Here is a 15,144-nt window from a genome sequence, read left to right as displayed (position 1 = left end):
TCAGCCGACCGCCTTGGCCGCGGCCTTCTGGGCCTCGCCGAGCGCGTCCTGCGGGGACTTCGCGCCGCTGAGCGCGTTCTGCACCGCGGTCCACAGGGGTTCGGAGATCTTCGGGTACTTGGTGCCGAGGTTGTCGGCGGTGCGGCCCTTCGCGGTGCGCACGGCGTCGACCCACGGCTTGAGCTCCGGGTGCTGGGCCAGCAGCGCGTCCTGGCCGGCCCGGGTCGGCGGGATGTAGTAGGCGAAGGTGTTCGCCGTCTCGACCATGCCCTGCGGCGTCGTCATGCAGTCGACGATCTTCTTGGTCACCTCGTAGCGCTTGGTGTCCTTCTGCACGGGCGCGGTGATGAACTCGCCGCCGGTCGGCGTCGGCGCCACGCCACCGGAGCGGCCCGGGAGCTGGACGACACCGGTCGGGAACTTGGCCTTCGACGCGCTGGTGACCTGCCAGGTGCCGTTGACGGCGAAGCCGAACTCGCCGGTGAGGAACTCCTCCCAGCTGGTGTTCTGCGAGTCGTGGATGACCGAGTTGGGCGCGTACCCGGACTTCAGCCAGCCGGTCCACAGGTCGAGCGCGGCCACGGCCTCGGGCGAGTCGAGCTGACGCAGGTTCGCGCCGGCGCCCCAGAAGAACGGCAGGAACTGGAACGTGCCCTCTTCGGTGCCGATGCCGGCGAACGTGATGCCCTTGTGGTGGGCCGCGGTGACCTTCTGCAGCGCCGCGGTCAGGCTCGCCCAGTCCTTGATCGACGCCGGGTCCACGCCCGCCGACTCCAGGACGGTCTTGTTGTAGTACAGCGCGAGCGTGTTGGCCCCGATGGGGATGCCGAAGGTCTTGCCGTCGACGACGCCGGCGCCGAGCAGGTTCTGGTCGACACCCTTGGTGTCGACGCCGAGATCGTCCATTGTGGACAGCATGCCGGTGTCGGCCAGCGTCGAGACGGCCGGGTTGTCCAGCAGGATGACGTCCGGCGAGGTCCCCTCCTGGGCGGCGAGCAGGGACTGGTTCGTCAGCGCGGTCGTGTCGTAGGCGGTGCGCTTGATGCTCACCCCGGCCTGCGTTCCGCACGCCTCGACCCGCTTCGCCCAGCCGGAGGACGCGTCGTGCTGCGGGTACGGGTCCCACCACGTGTAGGTGGTGGGCGTGGCGCCGGCCGCCCCGCCGTCGCCGGACGACGAGGAGCAGGCGGCGAGGGCGGTGACCAGCGCCAGGGTGCCGGCGGCGGCCGCCAGCCGGATGGGTGAAGGCTTCACGGTATTCCTCCTTGAACTGCGTGAAGGGGTCAGCTTCGGTGCGGGGTGCCGGTGCTGCCGCGGTCGACGAGCTCGGGCGCGAGCAGGTGCAGCACGTCGGGTTCCTCGCCCGCTTCCAGGGTCTCGATCCGGTGGACGAGCTGGCGCACGGCCAGTTCGCCCAGCCGGTCCGGGGCACTGTCGATCGACGAGAACGGCAGGGAAAAGGTGCGGGCGAACTCGTCGGAGTACCGGCCGATCACCGACAGGTCCTCCGGCGCGCGCAGCCCGCGGTCGTGCAGCACGGACGGCAGCGCGGCGGCCGCCGCCTCGTTGTTGAGCAGCAGCCCGGTCACGCCGGGGTGGGCGTCGAGCAGGGCGTGCAGCTCGCGACCCACCTCCGGCTGGCGGGAGGCGCCGAACACGGCGTGCAGCACCATCCCGCGCCGCCCGGCCTCGTCCTGGGCCCCGTTGCGCAGCCGCCAGACGTACGAACCGCCTCGCTCGACGACGTGCTCCGGCTGGGAAACCAGGACCAGCTCGCGGTGCCCGGCGGCGTGCAGGTGCCCGACCATCAGCCGGCCGGCGGCTTCGAAGTCCAGGTCGAACACGTCGACGCCGCTGGGGTCGCGGGTGAGGCCGACGAGCGCGCCGGGCTGGGGCGCCGCCCGCAGCAGCGGGACCCGGTCGTCCTCGTGGGCCACGTTGAGCAGCACGATCCCGTCGACCATGCGGGAGCTGGTGATCCGGTCGAGCGCGTGCGCCCCGTCGGACTCGGTCACCAGCAGCGTGTCGTAGCCGAGTTCGCGCGCGGTGTCCGAGACGCCCAGCATGTACTGCAGCATCGCGGGCTTGAACTCGTCCTCCAGGAACTGCGCGAGCAGGCCGATGACCATGGTCTGGGCCGTGGCCAGCGCCCTGGCGCCGGCGTTCGGCGTGTAGCCGAGCTGCCGGGCCAGGTCCTGCACCCGCACGCGGACCTCCGCGGAGATCGGGCGTTTGCCGGAGAAGGCGTAGGACGCCGTGCTGCGGGAGACCCCCGCCGCCTTGGCGACGTCGCCGATGGTGACCACTGTTTCCTCCGAAGGTGGCTCAGCGCACCGGGGCGCTGAACGGGGCGATCGCGATCCGGTCGAGTACCGGGGCGTAGGGCGATCGCAGCAGGACGCCGGGGTAGGTGTCCGACGCGTAGGTCGTGCCGTCGAAGTCCGGCAGCTCCTCGGACCGGAACGAAAGAGTGTTGTCCCCCGGCTTCAGCTGGACGGGCACGGTCAGCTCCCAGAAGTTGTTCCGGTGGAAGGTGTGCGGGAAGAGCACCCGCCGCGCCGCACCGCCGTTGACCGAGATGTCCGCGTGGCGGGCCAGCGGATCCGGGTTGTAGTGCGTTGCCTCGGACTGCTCCGGGTTGGCGTAGCGGATCCGCAGGGCGTAGGTGCCCGGCCGGTCGGCGGTGACGTGAAACGTTACGGTGTTGCCGTTGCCGGGCGCGCCGCCCACGCCGGTGACCGCCCGGCCACCGTCCGCATGGGACAGTGCGGTCACCTGCGCCGTCCCGGCGAGCTGGGCGTTCTCCGCCTCGTAGGTCTTCGCGGGCAGCGTGCCGTCGGTGCGGCGCACGTCGAGCCGGTCGACCCAGGACGCCGCCGCGACCCCGGTGACGGTGACCTTGTTGATACCACCGGAGAGGGACACCGCGACCGGGCCCGTGGCCTTCCCGAGGTCCTGCCCGTTGACCGCCAGGTTCGTGAGCCCGAGGCCGCGCACGGTCAGCGTCGACTCGGCGTCCTGCGGCGAGTACACCCAGAACGTCGCCGTGTCCCCGCGGCCGAGCCGGAGCGTGCCGGCGCCGGAACCGGGGCCGTAGACCGGTTTCCCGCCGGACGTCGTGGCCAGTTCGGCCTCGTACACCGCGGTGGCCGCGGCCGGGTTCGGCAGCGACAGCTGGAGGCTGTCGACGATCGCGTCGCCCTGCGTCGCGCGGGTGCCGTCGAGGCTGCGGGCGGCGAGGGACAGCGTGTGCTTGCCCTTGCTCAGCCGCACCTTCGTGTCGGCGTGGTCCCAGACCACCCACTTGTAGCCCAGCGGCAGCAGCAGCTCCTGCTCGGCCGCCCCGTCGACGCGCAGGAACACGTTCGTGGGCCCGTTCGCCTTGACCAGGTCGTAGGTGTTGAGGGAGTTGGCGAACACGCTCAGGTCGTAGGTGCCGTCGCTCGGCACGTCGACGCCGAAGCTCAGCACGCCGTCGGAACCGGTCCGGAGGCCGCCCACGTCGTAGCCGCCCGAGGTGTAGAACTTCGAGACGTCGTTCGGGGAGCCTTCCGGGCCGTTCTTGCTGTAGCCCGAGCCGGTGTAGGTCGCGGCCTCGGCTTCGTAGCGCTGCTCCCACAGCTTGGGCGTGGCCGCCGCCGGAGCGCCGGTGCCGCCTGGGCTGAGCACGATTTCGTAGGCCGACGACTCCTTCAGCTTCGGCAGTGAACCGCCGAAGTCGAACGCCGCCACGCCGTTCTGCACCTTGACGTCACGTTCGGAGATCAGCTCCGGCTGGGCCGAGTCCCCGATCTGCCCGGTCCACGGGATCTCCCGGATCCAGGCGTGCGCGGTGCCACCGAGCGCCTTCGGCACGTTCGCGAACTCGACCCAGGCGTTGCCGTCCTTGCCGCCGAAGATCGCCCGCGCCTGGGCCTTCGCCGGGTCGAGGGTCGCGACGCCCTGCAGCGAGTAGTTCTGCCCGGGGAAGGGCGGGGTCACCTCGACGGTGTGCCCGCTCATCTCGCCGTAGGCGTTGAAGAGCCACCACTGACCGTTGCCGCGGTTGGCCTGCACGGCCGAGTCGGACAGGTTGCCGTCGATGTTCCAGTACGCGATGTCGGCGTCCACTTTGGACTCTTCGATCGCGGAGACCCACTGGATCATCTGGCCCGGGACCGAGGTGTGGTAGTTGAACGCGTACTCGTCGATGTTGATCGGCAGCTGCTTCCCGGCGTAGGGCGTTCCCGCGAAGACCTGGGCCTCCCAGCCGCGGTACTTCGCGACGCTCGTGCGGATCTGCTCGGGGTGGCTCAGCTCGTGCCACGTCATCACGTCCGGCACGGTGCCGGCGGCGACGGCGTGCTGCAGGAAGCCCTTGACCTGGTCGTAGAGGACGCTGGTGTTCGGCCCGGCGATCCGCGCCGCGGGCAGCTTTCCCTTGATCAGCCGGTAGGTCTGGTCCCACGCGGCGAAGTAGCCGGCCGGGTTCGTCAGCCAGCTGACCCCGTCGTAGCTCCACTCGCCGGTGCCGAACATGTTGCCTTCGGGTTCGTTGAACGGCACGAACACGACGTTGTCCCGGTACATCGGGTCCAGCGTGAGCACCTGGTCGACCTGCTTGGCGATCTTCTCCGAGTACAGCCGCAGCTTCTCTTCAGGGGTGTTTCCCGGCCACTGGTAGGGGAAGCCGCGGTGGATGTCGGTCATGTAGACGTAGACGTCGCCGTTCGTGCTGTCCGCCAGCGGCTTGACGATTTCCAGGGCGTCGGCGCCCGGGTGCTGGGGGCCGTCCTGCGCCTTCGTGGCGATCGTGCGGACGTGCATGCCTTCGATGAGGTTGTTGGTCGGGACGCCATCGCCGTACAGGCCGTAGAGGCTGCCGGCGGCGCCGCCGTGGAACGGCCCGGTGTCGCTGCCGAGGTCGATGGTCAGCTGGCCGTCGCGGACGACCGTGACCGACGCCGTCACCGCCCGGCCCGCGGCCGTCCCCGGCACGGTGAACGTGCCGGGGCGGCTGTAGGCCGCCGGGTCCACAGTGGACCACTGGATCGGCACGTCCCGGTCGTAGCCGTCGCTGAACGTGCCACGGACCGCGCCCGGGAGCGCGGGCGGCGTGCCGACGGTGGCGCGGAGGTCGAGCTGCGTCTGGGTCAGGCCGGTGACGGCGGGTGCTGGTCCGGCCAGCTCGGCGACCTGGGTGGCGGACAACGCCGTGTCGTACAGCTGGAAGTCGTCGATCGCGCCCTTCAACAAGGGGTCGGCGTAGAAGCTCTTGCCGAGGTAGCCGGCGAACGAGGTGCCCGCGTCGGCGAGCTGCGCGGCGGTGACGTCGGTGCTGGCCGACGAGACGGCGGCGCCGTCGAGGTAGGCGGTGAGCCGGTGCGCGGCCGAGTCGAGCGTCACCGTGACGGTCTGCCACGTCGTCGGGAGCGCGGCGTACCCGGTCACCTGGGCCTCGGCGCCGCCGCCGGCGGTGGTGACCGCGCCGCGAAGGCGTCCGTCGGCGTTCGACGGCGTCGCGAACAGGTACTTCGTGGTGTCCTTGCCCAGCGCGAAGAGCCACTGCCACGGCGCGGCGTTCGCGTTGTCCCACTTCACGCGCACGGAGACGGTGACATCGGGCGCGCTGCCGAGGGCGGCGCGCGGGAGCTTGACGTAGGCGCCGTTCGAGGTCGGCGCACCGCCGGGCAAGGCCAGCGCACCGCCGCCACCGGCCCCGGCGACGACCTGGGCGGTGGCGCCGTTGACCAGCGTGCCGTCGAGCCCGTGCCCGGAGGAGTCGGACACGACCCCGGTGCTCACGTCGGTGGCGTCGAAGTCGTAGTGCACCAGCGGCCCCGGCGCCTCGGCCGCAGCTGCTGGTAGCGCTAACAGTTGGCCCGCGCCAAGCAGGGCGGCGCCCAGCACCAGCGTCACCGTGCGGACCGGCGTCCGCGTTCCTCTCGATAGCACCATCGTCGCTGCTCCTGAGTAGGTCCGAACGGCTGAGCGTGTCGACCGAGGCGGTGATCATCGAACCGGTTCGACGACCAGCCTCAAGCGCACATTGTGAGCGTTAACACGATCCGGTGGCAAGCCCCTTCACGGATCGAGTGCCGACGACGCCGGACGGTGACTGCGGCTCGACCGCGGGAGCGGCCGGAACACCCGGTCGCGCTCGCCTGGTACGCGGGACTCCTCGTCGGCGCCTACGTCTTCGCCACGGCCGCGTACCGCCGCAAGATCTCCAAGTCCGACACGATGAACATCGAGCAAGGCTGGGGAACCGCGAGGCGCCGCGTTCCGGCGGGCCTGCCCGCCTCTGCCGAGGGTGGGCCGGGCCCCCCGGCGGCTCGATCGCGTTCGGCGACCCCTAGGCCGGCGCCGGCGTCGCACACCCGGGCTATTCGTCCTCGAGCTCGGCCAGCACCTCGGCCGCGGTCCGGCTGCCCTCGTTGGCGAGCCGGCGGAGCTCGTCGAGGTCCTCGCGTTCAGTAGCGGCCTCGATGAGCAGGTCGACGGCATCGGAATGCCCCGCGGCCGCCCACCTCCGCAGTTCGGCGGTGTCGCCGCGCTCGGCCGCCAGCTCGATGGCCTCATCGGGATCGGTCACGGCTCGAGCCTACGGCGCGGCCGGGCCGTCCAAACCGGCGAAGACCAGCGTCGTTGACGAGAACCTGACGATCACCCCGGAGACACTTACGATTTCCCTACGCCGACGCGCGGATCTTGACGTTTTCTCTACGCCGGCTCCCCGGCGGCCGAGGCACGCTGCGGTGGTGCCGGCACCCACCTCATGGCTCAAACGGCTGGTACTCGGCCGGCCGTTCCGGAGCGACACGCTCGGGGAGACGCTTCTGCCGAAGTGGCTCGCCCTGCCGATCTTCGCCAGTGACCCGCTCTCTTCGGTGGCGTACGCGACCCAGGAGATCCTGCTGATCCTGTCGATCGGCGGGCTGGCCTACCTCACGATGGCGCCGTGGGTCGGTTTGGGCGTGGCCGTGCTGCTCACCGTCGTCGTGATCTCCTACCGGCAGGTGGTGCGCGCCTACCCCAGCGGCGGCGGCTCGTACGAAGTCGCCTCCCGCAACCTCGGCAGCCGCGCCGGGCTGGTCGTCGCCGGGGCCCTGATGGTCGACTACATCATGACGGTCGCGGTCTCGGTCGCGTCCGGTGTGGACAACATCATCTCCGCCGTCCCGGAGCTCAACGACTACCGGATCGCGCTGAACGTCGGCTTCATCGTCGTGCTGATGGCGATGAACCTGCGGGGCATCCGCGAGTCCGGCCGGGCGTTCGCCGCGCCGACGTACCTGTTCATCGCCTCGGTCATGCTGCTGATCGTCGTCGGACTGGGCCGCACCCTCACCGGGCACGCTCCGGTGGCCGAAAGCGCCGGTTACGACGTCCGTCCCGAACAGGTCGGCTTGACCGGTTTCGCCCTGGTCTTCCTGCTGCTGCGGTCGTTCGCGTCCGGCTGCACCGCGTTGACCGGCGTCGAGGCGATCTCCAACGGCGTGCCCGCGTTCCGCAAGCCCAAAGCCCTGAACGCGGCGCGCACGATGACCGCCATGGGCACCATCGCCGTCGTCATGTTCGGCGGCATCACGGCGCTGGCCCTGATCACCAAGGTGCACATCGCCGAGAACACCTGCGACCTGACGGGCTTCGCCGGCGATTGCCGGAACGACCCGCAGCGCACGGTGATCAGCCAGATCGGCGCCGCGGTCTTCGGCGGCGACCACAGCGTGCTGTTCTTCGTCCTGCAGGCCGCCACCGCGTTGATCCTCATCCTGGCCGCGAACACCGCGTTCAACGGCTTCCCGCTGCTGACGTCGATCCTCGCGCAGGACCGCTACCTGCCGCGCCAGCTGCACACCCGCGGCGACCGGCTCGCCTTCTCCAACGGCATCATCGCCCTGTCGCTGGTGGCGGGCATCCTGATCTTCGCCTTCGACGGCTCCACCACGCGGCTCATCCAGCTGTACATCCTCGGCGTCTTCACCTCGTTCACGCTCTGCCAGGTCGGCATGGTCAAGCACTGGAACCGGGTCCTCGCCGACACGACCGGCGCCCGCGACCGGCGGGCCGCCCACCGCTCACGGCTGATCAACGCGCTCGGGGCCGCCCTCACCGCCATCGTCCTCGTCGTCGTCCTGGTCACCAAGTTCACCCACGGCGCCTACCTCGTCGTGATCGCGATCCCGTTGCTGTACGGGCTGATGCGCGCCGTCCACCGCCACTACACGCACGTCCGCGAAGAACTGCAGCCCGACGACGAGTTCGAGCTGCTGCCCAGCCGCGTCCACGCGATCGTGCTGGTGTCCACATTGCACAAACCGAGCCAGCGCGCGGTCGCGTTCGCCCGCGCCACCCGGCCCGACACCCTCACCGCGATCACGGTCAACGTCGACGACTCAGACACCCGCGAACTGCAGCGGCAGTGGGAGCGGCGCGGCGTGAAGGTCCCGCTCAAGGTCCTCGAGTCGCCGTACCGCGAGATCACCCGGCCGGTCGTGCAGTACGTGAAGAGCCTCCGCCGGTCCAGCCCGCGTGACGTCGTCAGCGTCTACATCCCCGAGTACGTCGTCGGCCGCTGGTGGGAGAACATCCTCCACAACCAGAGCTCGCTGCGGCTGAAGGGGCGGCTGCTGTTCGAACCGGGCGTCATGGTCACCAGCGTCCCGTGGCAGCTGAGCTCCACCCACCGCCGCGACCTCCAGCGCGTCCGCCCCCTACCCGGCGACATCCGCCGGGGCGTCACCACCCAGCGGGTGAGCTCGCCTGCCGGCAGTGGCGCTTACAGCAGCTCACGGCGGCACGTCAAGAGCCCCGAGAAGCGGACTACCTGAAGCGGTTCCCCCAAGCGGAGCAACCGGCTTCCCGCCCTCCGCCGTGGCTATGATCCTGCGCATGGTGTCACCACTTCGGGGGTCGATCCCGCGTATCGTCAGGTGACCGACTGCTTAGTAGGCTCGCGGGCACGAGCCCGTTTCTCAACGACGAGGAGGTCCCCGTGACCGATTCCCCTTCCCGTGTCACCGTGGTCACCGGTGCCGGCCGCGGCATCGGTGCCGCCGTGGCCGCCCGGCTGGCCGAAGACGGTTTTGCCGTCGGGCTGCTCGACCTGGACGAGGCCGGCGTCAAGCAGGGCGCCGAGGCCATCGTCGCCAAGGGGGGCAAGGCCGTCGGCGTTGCCCTCGACGTCAGTGACGCCGAGCAGGTCGAGGCCGCCGTCACCCGGGTCGCCGATGAGCTGGGCCCGCCGGTCGTGCTGATCAACAACGCCGGCATCACCCGCGACAACCTGATCTTCACGATGACCGAGCAGGACTGGGACTCCGTCCTCGGCGTGCACCTCAAGGGCTCGTTCCTGATGACCCGCGCGGTGCAGAAGTACATGACGCAGGAGAAGTACGGCCGGATCGTCAACCTCTCCAGCACCTCGGCGCTGGGCAACCGCGGCCAGGTCAACTACTCCGCCGCGAAGGCCGGCATGCAGGGCTTCACCAAGACCCTCGCCATCGAGCTGGGCAAGTTCAACGTCACCGCGAACGCGATCGCGCCGGGGTTCATCGCCACCGACATGACCGCCGCGACGGCCGAGCGGATCGGCATGGGCTTCGAGGAGTTCAAGGCCGCCGCCGCGTCGCAGATCCCGGTGCAGCGCGTCGGCACGCCCGACGACATCGCCCACCTGGCCTCCTTCCTGGTCAGCGAGGGCGCCGGGTTCATCTCCGGCCAGGTCATCTACGCCGCCGGCGGACCGAAGGACTGAGGCCGATGCGCGAGTTCGAGAACCTGGACGCCTTCGCCGCCGCGGTCGGCGAGCACCTCGGGTACAGCGAGTGGCTGAAGGTCACCCAGGACCGGGTGAACCTGTTCGCCGACGCCACCGACGACCACCAGTGGATCCACGTCGACGAGCCGATGGCGACCGCGGGCCCGTTCGGCGGCACCATCGCCCACGGCTTCCTGACGCTGTCGCTGCTCTCGGCGTTCGGCCCGAAGATCTACAAGGTCAACGGCATCAAGATGGGCATCAACTACGGCCTCAACAAGGTCCGCTTCCCGCAGCCGGTGAAGGTCGGCTCGAAGGTGCGCGCCGGGGCCGAGCTGGTGGAGGTCACCGACATCCCGGGCGGCAAGCAGGCGGTGTCGAAGTGGACCGTCGAGATCGACGGCGAGGCGAAGCCCGCTTGCGTCGCCGAGTGGGTGACGCGTTTCCTGGCGTGATGCCATCCGGGAAGCGTCACTTTCGTGGGGAAAGTGACGCTTCCCGGCGCACTCTGTACGTCATACCGACTAGTCGGTATGCTCGCCCCAGCGAAGCTTGAGGAGGCCGGATGAACCCGCCAGGACTCGACCTGGACCGCCTGCGCGCCCACCTGGACGCGCACCGGCCCGGCCTGGTCGCCGGGGCGCTGACCGCGGACGTCGTGGAGGGCGGCCGGTCGAACCTCACCTACGTGGTGGGCGACGGCCGCTCACGCTGGGTGGTGCGCCGCCCGCCGCTCGGGCACGTGCTGCCCACCGCGCACGACATGACCCGCGAGTTCCGGGTGATCTCCGGCCTGCGCGACACCGCCGTCCCGGTGCCCGAAGCGCTCCTGCTCTGCGAGGACGCCGACGTCGTCGGGGCGCAGTTCTACGTCATGAGCTTCGTCGAGGGCACCCCCTACCGGACCGCCGACGAGCTCGCGGAACTCGGGGAAGCACGCACCCGGGCCATCGCCGACGCCCTGGTCGACACGCTCGTCGACCTGCACGCCGTCGACCCGGCGGCGGTCGGGCTCGGCGACTTCGGCCGGCCGGAGGGCTTCCTCGAGCGGCAGCTGCGGCGGTGGAAGAAGCAGCTCGACGCGTCCCGCAGCCGCGACCTCGACGGCATCGAGGAGCTGCACGACCGGCTCGCCGCGGCGGTGCCGGTGTCCGGGAAGCCGTCGATCATCCACGGCGACTACCGCCTCGACAACGTCCTCGTCGACGGCGACGACAAGATCTCCGCCGTGCTCGACTGGGAGATGTCGACGCTCGGCGACCCGCTGACCGACCTCGCGCTGCTGGTGGCCTACGCCGAGCGCGACAAGGTGTCGCTGCAGTTCGTCTCCAACGCCAGCTCCGCGCCCGGGTACCCGAGCACCGACGAGGTCGTGCGGCGCTACGCCGAACGTTCGGGGCGGGACGTCTCGCAGCTGAACTGGTACGTCAGCTTCGCGTTCTTCAAGCTGGCCGTGATCCTGGAAGGCATCCACTACCGCTACACGCAGGGCAAGACGGTCGGCGCGGGCTTCGAAGGCGTCGGGGCCGGTGTCCCGCTGCTCATCTCGCACGGCAACGAGATTCTCAAAGAGGAGAAGTAGATGGACTTCGCGTTCGACGAGAAGACCGAGGAGCTGCGCGGGAAGCTCCTCGAGTTCATGGACTCGCACATCCACCCCGCCGAGCCGGTGTTCGAGCAGCAGCTCGCCGAACGCGACGACCCGTGGGCCATCCCGCCGGTCATGGAGGAGCTGAAGGCCGAAGCGCGCAAGCGCGGCCTGTGGAACTTCTTCCTCCCCGGCGAGCACGGCGCGGGCCTGACGAACCTGCAGTACGCGCCGCTGGCCGAGATCACCGGCCGCAGCATCCGGCTCGCCCCGACCGCGCTCAACTGCGCCGCGCCGGACACCGGGAACATGGAAGTGCTGGCCATGTTCGGCAACGAGCAGCAGCAGAAGCAGTGGCTGGAACCGTTGCTGAACGGCGAGATCCGCTCCGCGTTCGCGATGACCGAGCCGGACGTCGCCTCCTCCGACGCCCGCAACATCGAGACCGCGATCCGGCGCGACGGCGACGAGTACGTCATCAACGGCCGCAAGTGGTACATCTCCGGCGCGATGAACCCCGCGTGCCAGATCTTCATCGTCATGGGCAAGACGGACCCGGAGGCCGCGCCGCACAAGCAGCAGAGCATGATCCTGGTCCCCCGCGACACCCCGGGCCTGACGGTCAAGCGCGGCATGCACGTCTTCGGCTACGACGACAGCGACCACGGCGGCCACGCCGAAGTGCTGTTCGAAGACGTCCGCGTGCCGGTCGAGAACCTCATCGCCGGCGAGGGTGACGGGTTCGCCATCGCGCAGGCCCGCCTCGGGCCGGGCCGCATCCACCACTGCATGCGCGCCATCGGGATGGCCGAGCGCGCGCTCGAGCTGATGTGCAAGCGCGCGATCTCCCGCGAGGCGTTCGGCAAGCCGATCGCGCAGCAGGGCGTCGTGCAGGACTGGATCGCCGAGTCGCGCGTCAAGATCGAGCAGCAGCGGCTGCTGGTGCTCAAGACCGCGTGGCTGATGGACACCGTCGGCAACCAGGGCGCGCACACCGAGATCCAGGCGATCAAGATCTCGACCCCCGCCGCGGTCGAGTGGATCCTCGACAAGGCCGTCCAGGTGCACGGCGCGGGCGGCGTCAGCCAGGACTTCCCACTGGCCGCGATGTGGGCCGGGAACCGGACGCTGCGGCTGGCCGACGGGCCGGACGAGGTCCACAAGCGCTCACTCGCCCGGCGTGAGCTGAAGAAGTACCTCTCGGAGGGCGCGAAGTGACTGTCACCGCCGAAGACCTGACCCGTCAGGCGACGGAGTTCCTGGCCGCGCACGACCCCGCGTCGACCGACCGGATGGAGTTCCTCCGGGCTCGGTTCGACGCCGGCCTCGCCTGGGTCCACTTCCCCGCCGGCCTCGGCGGCCAGAACGCGCCGCGCGCGCTGCAGTCCGCTGTGGACAGTGTGTTCACCGAGGCGGGCGCGCCGGACAACAACCCGCGCCGGATCGGCATCGGCCTCGGCATGGCCGCGCCGACCATCCTCGCCTTCGGCACGCCGGAGCAGCGCGAGCGCTACCTGCGTCCACTGTGGACCGGCGAGGAGGTGTGGTGCCAGCTGTTCAGCGAGCCGGGCGCCGGCTCCGACCTCGCCGCGCTGGGTACCCGCGCCGTCCGCGACGGCGACGACTGGATCGTCACCGGCCAGAAGGTCTGGACGTCGGGCGCGCACGAGTCGCAGTGGGCGATCCTGGTGACGCGCACCGACCCGGACGTCCCGAAGCACCAGGGCATGACGTACTTCCTGTGCGACATGACCGCGCCCGGCGTCGAGGTCCGGCCGCTGCGCCAGATCACCGGCGAGGCCGAGTTCAACGAGGTCTTCCTGACCGACGTCCGGATCCCCGACAGCCAGCGCCTCGGCGCGGTCGGCGAGGGCTGGAAGGTCGCGCAGACGACGTTGATGAACGAGCGCGTCGCGATCGGCGGGCACGTCCAGCCGCGTGAGGGCGGGCTGATCGGGATCGTCGCGAAGACCTGGCGCGAGCGGCCCGAGCTGCGCACGCCGGAGCTGCGTGACCGCCTGGTGCACCGCTGGGTCGAGGCGGAGACGCTGCGGCTGGCCGGTACCCGGCTGCGCCAGCAGCTGACGGCGGGCGCGCCCGGGCCGGAAGGTTCGGCCATGAAGGTCGCGTTCTCCGAGCTGAACCAGGCGCTGACCGGCCTGGAGGTCGAGCTGCTCGGCGAGGAGGGCCTGGCGTACGACGACTGGACGTTCCGGCGCCCGGCGATCGTCGACTTCACCGGCCGCGAAGCCGGCTACCGCTACCTGCGCGCGAAGGGGAACTCCATCGAGGGCGGCACCTCGGAGGTCCTGCGCAACATCATCGCCGAGCGCGTGCTGGGGCTGCCCTCGGAGCCGCGCGTCGACAAGGACGTCGCCTGGAAGGACCTCCCCCGATGAGTCAAACACAGCCTGATCTGCTGTACTCGGACGTCGAAGAGGATCTGCGGGCCTCGGTCCGGGACCTGCTGAAGGACAAGGCTTCGCCGGAGGCGCTGCTGGCGCGCGTGGAGACGGCCGAGGGGTACGACCTGAAGCTGTGGCGCACGCTGGCCGAAGAGGTCGGGGTGGCCGGGCTCGCGGTGCCCGAGGAGCTGGGCGGGCACGGCGCGTCGGCGCGTGAGGTGGCCGTGGTGGCCGAGGAGCTGGGCCGCAGCGTCGCGCCGGTGCCGTTCCTGGGCAGCGTGGTGCTGGCGACGACGGCGCTGGTCCGCGCTTCGGCCGGCGAGTACGTCCGGCAGCTGGCTTCGGGTTCGGCGATCGGCGCGCTGGCCGTGCCGCTGTCGACGGCGCCGGGCGCGGGTTTCCCGTCGTCGGTGACCGCTTCCGACGGCCGGCTCAGCGGCCGGGTCGGCACGGTGGCCGACGCGTCGGTCGCGGACCTGCTGGTCGTCCCGGCGGCGGGCCCGGACGGTCCCGCGCTGTACGTCGTCTCGGCGGCCGACGCGACGGTGACGGAGCTGGTGTCGTTCGACCTGACCCGGCGCGTGGCCGACGTGGAGCTTTCGGACGCGCCGGCGACGCTGGTGGCATCGGGCCCGGAGGCGGCTTCGGCGCTGGAGGAGGCGTTGCTGTTCGGGGCCGGGATCCTGGCGTCGGAGCAGACGGGCGTCGCCGAGTGGGCGCTGACGGAGACGGTGTCGTACCTGAAGGGGCGCTACCAGTTCGGCCGGCCGGTGGGCGGGTTCCAGTCGCTGAAGCACCGGCTGGCGAACCTGTACACGGACCTGGTGCTGGCCCGGGCGGCGGCGCGCTACGCGGCGGACTCGCTGGCGACGGGGACGGACGTGCCGATCGCGGTGGCGGTCGCGCAGGCGCGGGTGTCGCCGATCGCGGTGAAGGCGACGGAGGAGGCGATCCAGCTCCACGGCGGCATCGGGATGACGTGGGAGCACCCGGCGCATTTGTACTTGAAGCGGGCGAAGGCGGACGAGCTGGCGCTGGGGACGCCGGGGAAGCACCGGGCTCGGTTGGCCGAGTTGGTTGATTTGCCTGCTTGAGGATTTGCCGGCCGAGCAGGTGGGGCGAGGCGGGGTGGTCCTGGCCGCACCCCTGCTCGCCCCGCCCCACGGGCTTCCCAGGCGAGCCGGCACGAGAACGGGCACTGACGAGAACCCAGACTCCCCCGCACCCCGATCCGAAGCCAGAACACGGCCGGCAGCGCCGGGTCAAGGCATCTTTCCCGCCTTGACCCGGTGTTGCCGGCCGTAGTCACAATGACAGCTTCGGGGTGCCGGAGGGCCACTAGGGGAAAGCTATGCCCGCCTAACGCACTCCTCACCCGCCCGCGCGGGCCACCCGCGCCGGTGGCCCCG

At 70.7% G+C, this 15,144-nt stretch carries 11 protein-coding genes; 7 read left to right on the top strand and 4 right to left on the bottom strand.

The genetic code is table 11. The features are described 5' to 3' along the window. The 4 genes from ACIRSS_RS06960 to ACIRSS_RS06945 form a co-directional block, all read right to left on the bottom strand. Positions 1-1,254, bottom strand: a complete 1,254-nt coding sequence (locus ACIRSS_RS06960) for an extracellular solute-binding protein (protein ID WP_400891524.1) — start codon at positions 1,252-1,254, stop codon at positions 1-3. Between the two features lie 29 nt (positions 1,255-1,283). Continuing rightward, positions 1,284-2,306: a LacI family DNA-binding transcriptional regulator gene (locus ACIRSS_RS06955; RefSeq protein WP_400891521.1), complete on the bottom strand. Its 1,023-nt coding sequence runs from the start codon at positions 2,304-2,306 to the stop codon at positions 1,284-1,286. 19 nt (positions 2,307-2,325) lie between these two features. Further along, positions 2,326-5,937: a LamG-like jellyroll fold domain-containing protein gene (locus tag ACIRSS_RS06950; RefSeq protein WP_400891518.1), complete on the bottom strand. Its 3,612-nt coding sequence runs from the start codon at positions 5,935-5,937 to the stop codon at positions 2,326-2,328. A gap of 427 nt (positions 5,938-6,364) precedes the next feature. Continuing rightward, positions 6,365-6,574, bottom strand: a complete 210-nt coding sequence (locus ACIRSS_RS06945; RefSeq protein ID WP_400891516.1) for a hypothetical protein — start codon at positions 6,572-6,574, stop codon at positions 6,365-6,367. A 166-nt stretch (positions 6,575-6,740) separates the two neighbouring features. Here ACIRSS_RS06945 and ACIRSS_RS06940 point away from each other — a divergent pair, with 166 nt between their 5' ends. The 7 genes from ACIRSS_RS06940 (at position 6,741) to ACIRSS_RS06910 (ending at position 14,829) form a co-directional block, all read left to right on the top strand. Next, entirely contained in the window at positions 6,741-8,813 is a 2,073-nt protein-coding gene (locus tag ACIRSS_RS06940) for an APC family permease (RefSeq protein ID WP_400891514.1), read from the top strand. Between the two features lie 164 nt (positions 8,814-8,977). After that, on the top strand, positions 8,978-9,739 hold the full coding sequence (gene fabG, locus ACIRSS_RS06935; RefSeq protein ID WP_400891511.1) for a 3-oxoacyl-ACP reductase FabG: 762 nt from the start codon (positions 8,978-8,980) through the stop codon (positions 9,737-9,739). A 5-nt stretch (positions 9,740-9,744) separates the two neighbouring features. Beyond that, the gene (locus ACIRSS_RS06930; RefSeq protein ID WP_155542941.1) at positions 9,745-10,197 is read left to right on the top strand and encodes a MaoC family dehydratase; all 453 of its coding nucleotides are present in this window, start codon (positions 9,745-9,747) and stop codon (positions 10,195-10,197) included. Positions 10,198-10,307: 110 nt separating this feature from the next. Beyond that, the gene (locus ACIRSS_RS06925; RefSeq protein ID WP_400891508.1) at positions 10,308-11,324 is read left to right on the top strand and encodes a phosphotransferase family protein; all 1,017 of its coding nucleotides are present in this window, start codon (positions 10,308-10,310) and stop codon (positions 11,322-11,324) included. Next, positions 11,325-12,548: an acyl-CoA dehydrogenase family protein gene (locus ACIRSS_RS06920; protein WP_400891506.1), complete on the top strand. Its 1,224-nt coding sequence runs from the start codon at positions 11,325-11,327 to the stop codon at positions 12,546-12,548. It begins immediately after the preceding gene. Continuing rightward, entirely contained in the window at positions 12,545-13,729 is a 1,185-nt protein-coding gene (locus ACIRSS_RS06915; RefSeq protein WP_400891503.1) for an acyl-CoA dehydrogenase family protein, read from the top strand. The genes ACIRSS_RS06920 and ACIRSS_RS06915 overlap by 4 nt, the downstream gene beginning before the upstream one ends. Beyond that, positions 13,726-14,829, top strand: a complete 1,104-nt coding sequence (locus ACIRSS_RS06910; RefSeq protein ID WP_400891500.1) for an acyl-CoA dehydrogenase family protein — start codon at positions 13,726-13,728, stop codon at positions 14,827-14,829. The genes ACIRSS_RS06915 and ACIRSS_RS06910 overlap by 4 nt, the downstream gene beginning before the upstream one ends. Positions 14,830-15,144 lie beyond the last annotated feature (315 nt).

The sequence above is a fragment of the Amycolatopsis sp. NPDC101161 genome (assembly GCF_044768185.1).
In the GTDB taxonomy this organism is placed as follows: domain Bacteria; phylum Actinomycetota; class Actinomycetes; order Mycobacteriales; family Pseudonocardiaceae; genus Amycolatopsis.
The sequence above is the reverse complement of the archived record's forward strand: the minus strand, read 5'-3'. Positions and strand labels throughout refer to the sequence as shown.

Excerpts from the sequence above, each read along its gene's own strand:
- ACIRSS_RS06930 (WP_155542941.1), top strand. The coding sequence starts at position 9,745 with ATGCGCGAGTTCGAGAACCTGGACGCCTTCGCCGCCGCGGTCGGCGAG.
- ACIRSS_RS06910 (WP_400891500.1), top strand. The coding sequence starts at position 13,726 with ATGAGTCAAACACAGCCTGATCTGCTGTACTCGGACGTCGAAGAGGAT.
- ACIRSS_RS06925 (WP_400891508.1), top strand. The coding sequence starts at position 10,308 with ATGAACCCGCCAGGACTCGACCTGGACCGCCTGCGCGCCCACCTGGAC.
- ACIRSS_RS06950 (WP_400891518.1), bottom strand. The coding sequence starts at position 5,937 with ATGGTGCTATCGAGAGGAACGCGGACGCCGGTCCGCACGGTGACGCTG.
- ACIRSS_RS06920 (WP_400891506.1), top strand. The coding sequence starts at position 11,325 with ATGGACTTCGCGTTCGACGAGAAGACCGAGGAGCTGCGCGGGAAGCTC.